Genomic DNA, 6918 nt, shown 5'->3' on the forward strand with positions numbered 1-6918 from the left:
AGTGGTAACGCTGGAAGTACATGCAGCTTGCAAAGCCGCTCTCCTGCCTACAGAATCGTTATAACCGTATCTATGGCATTTTTACTATACCAATTTACAATGCCAAATACAACGGCAGTGTCGCACAATTTGACTTTATGGCCAGCTTGGGCCACTGGCAATTGTGCGGCATTGCCTATACATCCACCGCTCAATCTGCATTGGCGATATTGCCATATATACCATTTAATTATATTGCATTATATAGTAATAATATACATAGAAGTATTTTTATATATATTATATAATAAATATTACAAATAGCTGTATATACTGCGGAGGTGGGCATCATCAAAAAGCTGCAGACGGGTGAGGTTTTTGCTATTTTACTGGGTGCCATCATCGGTTGGGGTGCATTTATGCTACCCGGCACCAAGTTTTTACATACTTCTGGTGTGATCAATACTTCCATTGGGATCTTCCTCGGCACGCTATGTATTGTATTGATTGAGCGCAGTTATCGCTACATGATGCATCAGGATATCAATGAGGGCGGCGAATTTTCCTACGTCGTCCTGTTTTTGGGAAAAAAACATGGCTTCATTGTGGGTTGGTTCCTATTTCTCGCATATTTGAGTCTAGTTCCCCTGAACGCCACGGCGTTTCCTCTGGTTCTCAACAAATGGATTCCCGGCCTTCTGGATTTTGGATATCTCTACGCCATTGCCGGTGACCCGGTATATCTGGGCGAAGTTCTGGTATCGGCGCTGATCGTTCTTCTGTTTACCTATTTAAACCTGAAAGGCACCAAGCAGTCGGGACAAGTACAGTTCTGGATCGTTGTGGCCTTAGTGGTGTGTGTCATACTTGTGACCGCCGGTATGCTGCTGACTGCGGATTTGGACGTGTTTTATCAGAATTATATTGTGGAAAATGGTTTATCTCTGGAACAGATTGTATCGGTCATCGCTATTACCCCGTTTCTCTTTATCGGATTTGACGCAATCCCACAACTGGTAAAGGACATGAACATGAGCCGCGGACGCGCCTCCCTCATGGCCGTCACAGCGCTTTTGATCGGCATGTTTTGCTATATTCTTCTGAATTTCTCCACCGCCTTGGCCTACAGCCCCCAGCAAGCCTACGGTATGGAATGGGCACTGGGTCAGGGCGTTCTGGAGCATCTGGGACATGTGGGGTTTTCCCTGCTGGTAATCGCGTTGGCCAGCGCGGTCTCCGGCGGCATCAACGGCTTTATGATCTGTGCCGTCAAATTGATCGGCGCCATGGGCCGCGACGATGTGCTGCCCAACAGACTGAGCAAAACCAACGAGGCGGGTATCAATCGCAACGCCATTTGGTTTGTTTCTCTGGTCAGTATCGCCGCCTGCTTCTTTGGCCGTGAAGTAGTTAACTGGGTCGTTGACATGTGTTCCTTTGGCGCATCTGTCACATATGGTTACGTCTGCATCACAACTTTCTGCCATGCCCCAGAACGGCGGGTACGGATCGAAGCAGCGGCAGGCGCCCTGATGAGCTTGGGATTTACCATACTGCTGCTGGTTCCATCCAGTCCGGCCGCACTAAGCACACCGGCTCTGGTATTCCTGGGAATCTGGATTTTCCTGGGTGCTGTGCTGTTTCTTCGACGGTTTGTTCTGGAACGCCAATGACGCGGTGCAGTTAAACTTGATTTGGTTTCCGCTGGGAAAGAAACACTGTGCGGTTCCAATAGATTCACAAAGCGGTAGGGAATACTGCAAAATTCAAGGAGGGTTTTTTATGAAATATTTGGTTGTCGGTGGTGTTGCTGGCGGTGCAAGCACAGCAGCAAGACTGCGTAGACTGGACGAAAACGCCCAGATCATCGTTTTTGAAAAAGGGCCTCATGTATCCTTTTCAAATTGCTGCCTGCCGTACCGCCTGAGCAACACCATTGCCAACACGGAAGATCTTGTGTTGATGCAGCCGGAAAAGTTTAAAAAACAGTATAACATCGAAGTACGGGTGGAAAACGAGGTTTTGTCCATCGATCGCGATGCCAAAACGGTGCAAGTACAAAACTTGACCACCGGCGAAACGTATCAGGAATCCTATGATAAACTGATCCTATCCCCCGGCGCAAACGCAGTGATTCCCAATCTGCCTGGCATCGAGGACGCCAATGTGTTCATTGTAAAGAATGTGGTGGACATCGCCAAGCTGTATGACTTTATCCATCGGGATTCGGTCAAAAAAATTACCGTAGTGGGCGGCGGCTTTATCGGTATCGAAACGGCGGAAAATCTGGTGGAAGCCGGTTACGAAGTCTCTCTGGTGGAGGCCACGTCTCAGATTCTGCGAATTTTTGACTACGACATGGTGCAGATTCTCCACAAGGAACTGCTGGATAAGGGCGTAAACCTGATTCTGGGCGATCAGGTAGCTTCTTGCGAGGGCTCCAATCTGCGTCTTGGCTCCGGTCGTCTGGTGGAAAGCGATGCCGTGGTCATGGCCATCGGTGTCCGTCCCGATACGAAGCTGGCTAAGGACGCCAGTCTCGAGCTGAATGAGCGGGGCGCCATCAAGGTGGATGCCAACTACCGTACCAACGACGAAAATATCTACGCCGTGGGCGATGCCATCGAGGTATTCAACGCATTGACCCATAAGCCCATGTCACTGGTTCTGGCGGGTCCGGCACAGAAGGAAGCCCGTGCGGCGGCTGACCACATCTACGGTCGCACGGTGCGCAATACTGGCTACATCGGCTCCAGCTGCCTGCGCGTATTTGATTACAATGCTGCCAGCACCGGCCTGACGGCGGCCCAGTGTGAAGCTCTGGGTATTTCCTATGACATTGCTTTTGTCATTCCGCAGGACAAGGTAGGCCTGATGCCCGATAACCATCCCCTGTTCTACAAGCTGGTGTACGAGGTTCCCACCGGCAAGGTTCTGGGTGCCCAGGCCATTTCCAAGGGCGAGGCGGCTAAGCGCATCGATATTGTAGCCACGCTGCTGAAATTCGGCGGCACCGTAGATGATCTGCGGGATCTGGAATTATGTTATGCGCCTCCCTTCTCCACAGCCAAGGACGCCGGCAATATGGCCGGTCTGGTGGCCTGCAATCTTCTGCAGCGGGTCTTCCGTCAGGTGCGCGTGGACGAGGTGCGCGGTCTGGTGGAATCCGGCGCGTATATTATTGACGTGCGGGAGGCCAATGAGTATGCAGCCGGTCACATCAAGACTGCAATCAACATTCCTCTCAGCCAGCTCCGGGAACGTCTAGACGAGATCCCCACCGACCGGCCCGTCTACCTGCATTGCCGCAGCGCACAAAGAAGCTACAATGCCTGCCTGGCACTACAGGGACACAACTTCCGCAATATCTACAATATTTCCGGCAGCTTCTTGGGTATCAGCTTCTATGAGTATTTTAACGATGTCACCCAGAAGAGGGAGCCCATTGTGACAGCCTATAACTTTAACTAATTGAATATCTTGAAACAGCGCAGCCGCGGGCAGAGTCTGACGCCCTGTCCGCAGCTGTTCGTAGTAGGGGGAGAATTGAGAATGAATTCGAATACAATCCACAAACCGCAATTTTTTGCGGGCGTCGTCGTCCTGGTTGCAACCTTGCTTCTGGGCGCGACGTTTCTGGGCAGCGAGATGCTCTTTTTCCGTATGTTGGTTGGTCTGGGGCTGGGCTATGCTCTGATGCGCTCTGCCATGGGCTTTGCCGGCAGCGCCAACCGAGCCTATAATACCGGTTCTACCAAACTTTTGCGCACCCTGATGTTCCTGTTTTTCATAAGCGCTGTCATATCCGGCGCCCTGACCTTTGTCAGCGGTGCGGATGCCTACGGCCTGTGGATCAACCAGATTAATCTGGGCCTGCTGCTGGGTGGTCTGATGTTTGGCACTGGCATGGCGTTCTGTATGTGCTGTGCTTCCGGTGTTCTGACTGACATGATCGAAGGTCCATCCCGTGCGATCCTGACACTGATTTTCTTTGGTATCGGCGTTTATGTGGGCTTTCCCCTACAGGCGACCCAGAGTTGGGTCACTGATACCTGGTTCCATACGGAAAGCTATGCCTCTGGTGTCTATCTTCCCGACCTGTTTACCGGCGATGGGCTCAACGGCTACCTTGGTGCGTTAATCCTGACCGGTGTGCTGTGTCTGCTGGTTTGTGCCGGAGCCAAGTGGTATGAGAACAAGCGCCGTCGGGAAAATACCTACACTGGTGTCCCCTCCGAGCGCGAGCAGGAGACCGCCCAGGTCGCAGCCCTGCAGGATACTTCCACTGCGCCCGTACTTTCCCAGAATACCCTTTACCGCCTCTTTGTTAAGCCCTGGACCTTGACCATGGGTGCTGTGGTCATTCTGCTGCTGTTTTCCTGCCTGATGATCGTGACCAAGGGCGGCTGGGGTGCCTCGACACCGTACGGCCATTGGTTTGGTCGAATCTTGCTGCTGTTCGGTGTATCTATCGACAGCATCACTGCCTTTACCCATCAGGGTGCAGAATCCTTTACAGCACCGTTCTTTTCCAATGCTATGAACGTACAAAATGTATGTATTATTCTGGGTGCTCTGGTGGCCAGTCTGACTATGGGAAAATTCACCCATCAGTTCCGGGAAGGTCTAAAAATTTCTTTCAAGGAAGTTCCGGTTTATATCATCGGCGGTCTGTTAATGGGCATTGGCACGCGTCTGGCCAATGGCTGTAATGTTGGCGCACTGTACACTCCCATCGCTAACCTGTCCCTGTCTGGCTGGATTTATTTTGTGTTCCTGTTCAGCGGTGGTATTTTGGGCAATATCATAAAAAAGCGCTATTTTGCATGCTGTAACAAATAGAGCGTCCATAATCACACAATTTTGCTTTAGATTGCACTGTATGACTTGAAGATAGGCACGGCTGCATAACTTTAGCATATGTATCAGTTGAAAACTATTTGATTTCACAATTAGCAAACAGCATAGTTGGAATCAGAGACATGGTGGTACGACATCTTATTGTCGTCCATATTAGCTTTAAAGCAAGTGAGAACAGTTGAGTTCGACATGCGCCAGCAGGCTCATATCTCTTGATCTCACTATCAAAGAGGGGCAGCCCGTACGGGTTGCCCCCCTTTTTCATTATCGCTGTATTTGTCATCGTTTTGTCTTTTCCATTGGTTCAACTCCCTGCCGCAGTGCCAATTCACCCCCCACACGCCGGCAGTGCTCCGGGGTTTGATCCAGGATAATCTGGGCATTCTTCCTGTCCTTGCGAAGCTGGGAAAGCTGCTGGGTGCAGCCGTCCCACTGATCCTTGAGGGTCTTCTGCTCCTCCGGATCATTACACCACCGGAGTTTATTGTAGAGGATGCTGCGCGGATTCTCTATGGCCTCAATCTGCCCCTGTGTTCTGACAATTAGCTGCGCCACTTGCTCCGCCGTTTCCAGCTCTCCACAGCCCAACAGACGGGTCTGGGCGGTGATATTGCAACTCCAGCCGCATGGCTGGAGAAAAGGGCTTATGTGGTGCTTTGCCTTTTGGGATAGCCCCATCAGGTAGCAATAGTGTACATAGAGCCGGTAGCGGTTACTCTGGGTCAGAATCAGCTGCATGATGCTGTGATATTGACGTAGTACCGGATACTTGGCCCGCCATTTCTGCCGGTCCTCCTTGTACCAAAACTGGAGTGATACAATAAAACCGCACACCCAAGGTGATATAATGAATTCAAGAAAGGGTGTCATAGATGGGGCAGAAATACACGGAAGAATATAAAGCCGATGTGCTGAAACTGGCCGATGAAATCGGAGTAAGCGCGGCGTGCCAGCGGCTTGGCATCTCCACGAAGGCAGTATACAGCTGGCGCCGAGCAGAGCGACTTGCTAGAGGTGAGATTCGCGGTGTGGAGCCGGGCGAAACACCAGAGCAAGCCGTAGCCCGTTTAACTCGTGAAAATAAAGAATTACACGAAGCAAACTATATTCTTCGGAAAGCGCTGGGTTTTATGGCGGGTCGATAACCGGTGTTCGCCCGCGTCATCTGTATGCATGGATCCAAGCCAATCATCAAAGCAGCAGTATTGCATTGTGCTGCCAGGTTCTCGGTGTACGCCGGGAAGGGTATTATGATTGGAAACGAAGACCGATGGACACAGACCGTGACGTTGAAACGGTATCGGCCCTAAAACAATTACGGCAACAGCATCCTTGCTATGGAGTACGCAGCTTGCGGGAGGCATTACCGGAAACACGGCGTCCAAGCTATGGGAAATGTTATCGGCTTTGTAAGGAAAATCATCTGTTAATACGCAAAAAGCGTCCACATAGCCTGACAAAGACCGATTTTCATGCATTACAAAACAATGATCTGGTGCGGCGGGATTTTACTGCTTCGGTACCCGGGATAAAGTACATCAGCGATATGACCGAAATCAAATGTGCAGACGGCAAGCTGTATCTTGCTGCAATTCTGGACTGTTTTGATGGCGCGGTAGTCGGTTATGCGATGCGTCCCCATATGCGCACCAGCTTATGCTGTGATGCGTTGCGCGATGCAGTTTCCCGCTATGGCTATCAAACCAGTTTGATCCTGCATTCGGATCATGGCAGCCAGTACACCAGTCAGGAATACCGTACGCTGCTCGCTCAGCATGGATCCATTCGTCAGAGCATGGGACGCACACATTGCTGTTTTGACAATGCGCGAATGGAGAGCTTTTTTGCGACGCTAAAAAAAGAGCTAATTTATCGGCTTCACTGCGTTTCGATGAAGCGGGATCAAGTTCGGCAGTTAATTTTTCGCTGGATCGAAACATATTACAACCGCCTCCGACGCAACACCGCCAACGAGAATAATCTGCCTCCACTTGTTAAACGTTTGCGGTGGATAAAAAATCGGAGTCAGGTCGCTTGATGAAGTAAGTTGGGTGTGCGGTTTTCTTGACTATTCCAAAA

At 50.7% G+C, this 6918-nt stretch carries 6 protein-coding genes; 5 read left to right on the plus strand and 1 reads right to left on the minus strand.

Annotated features, from left to right (window positions below):
• Positions 1-320: 320 nt before the first annotated feature.
• From ACTQ3V_RS12310 to ACTQ3V_RS12320, 3 genes are all read left to right on the plus strand, one after another.
• Positions 321-1652 (plus strand): APC family permease, encoded by a 1332-nt coding sequence (locus ACTQ3V_RS12310; protein WP_441467767.1) that lies wholly within the window; start codon positions 321-323, stop codon positions 1650-1652.
• A gap of 109 nt (positions 1653-1761) precedes the next feature.
• Positions 1762-3450: an FAD-dependent oxidoreductase gene (locus ACTQ3V_RS12315; RefSeq protein ID WP_441467768.1), complete on the plus strand. Its 1689-nt coding sequence runs from the start codon at positions 1762-1764 to the stop codon at positions 3448-3450.
• An 81-nt stretch (positions 3451-3531) separates the two neighbouring features.
• The gene (locus ACTQ3V_RS12320) at positions 3532-4821 is read left to right on the plus strand and encodes a YeeE/YedE family protein (protein WP_441467769.1); all 1290 of its coding nucleotides are present in this window, start codon (positions 3532-3534) and stop codon (positions 4819-4821) included.
• A 297-nt stretch (positions 4822-5118) separates the two neighbouring features.
• Here the strand turns inward: ACTQ3V_RS12320 and ACTQ3V_RS12325 are convergent, their stop codons facing one another.
• Positions 5119-5577, minus strand: coding sequence for a hypothetical protein (locus ACTQ3V_RS12325; protein WP_441467770.1), 459 nt, complete (start codon positions 5575-5577; stop codon positions 5119-5121).
• Positions 5578-5711: 134 nt separating this feature from the next.
• Between ACTQ3V_RS12325 and ACTQ3V_RS12330 the strand changes: the two genes are divergently transcribed.
• Both ACTQ3V_RS12330 and ACTQ3V_RS12335 read left to right on the plus strand, forming a co-directional pair.
• A complete protein-coding gene (locus ACTQ3V_RS12330; RefSeq protein ID WP_441467771.1) occupies positions 5712-5984 on the plus strand; it encodes a transposase in 273 nt (90 codons plus the stop codon).
• A gap of 20 nt (positions 5985-6004) precedes the next feature.
• On the plus strand, positions 6005-6877 hold the full coding sequence (locus ACTQ3V_RS12335; RefSeq protein WP_441467775.1) for an IS3 family transposase: 873 nt from the start codon (positions 6005-6007) through the stop codon (positions 6875-6877).
• Positions 6878-6918: the final 41 nt, after the last annotated feature.

The organism is Candidatus Agathobaculum pullicola, assembly GCF_052117205.1.
Taxonomy (GTDB): Bacteria; Bacillota; Clostridia; order Oscillospirales; family Butyricicoccaceae; genus Agathobaculum; species Agathobaculum pullicola.

Coding starts and splice junctions, on each gene's coding strand:
- ACTQ3V_RS12315 (WP_441467768.1), top strand. CDS start 1,762: ATGAAATATTTGGTTGTCGGTGGTGTTGCTGGCGGTGCAAGCACAGCA.
- ACTQ3V_RS12320 (WP_441467769.1), top strand. CDS start 3,532: ATGAATTCGAATACAATCCACAAACCGCAATTTTTTGCGGGCGTCGTC.
- ACTQ3V_RS12325 (WP_441467770.1), bottom strand. CDS start 5,577: ATGCAGCTGATTCTGACCCAGAGTAACCGCTACCGGCTCTATGTACAC.
- ACTQ3V_RS12330 (WP_441467771.1), top strand. CDS start 5,712: ATGGGGCAGAAATACACGGAAGAATATAAAGCCGATGTGCTGAAACTG.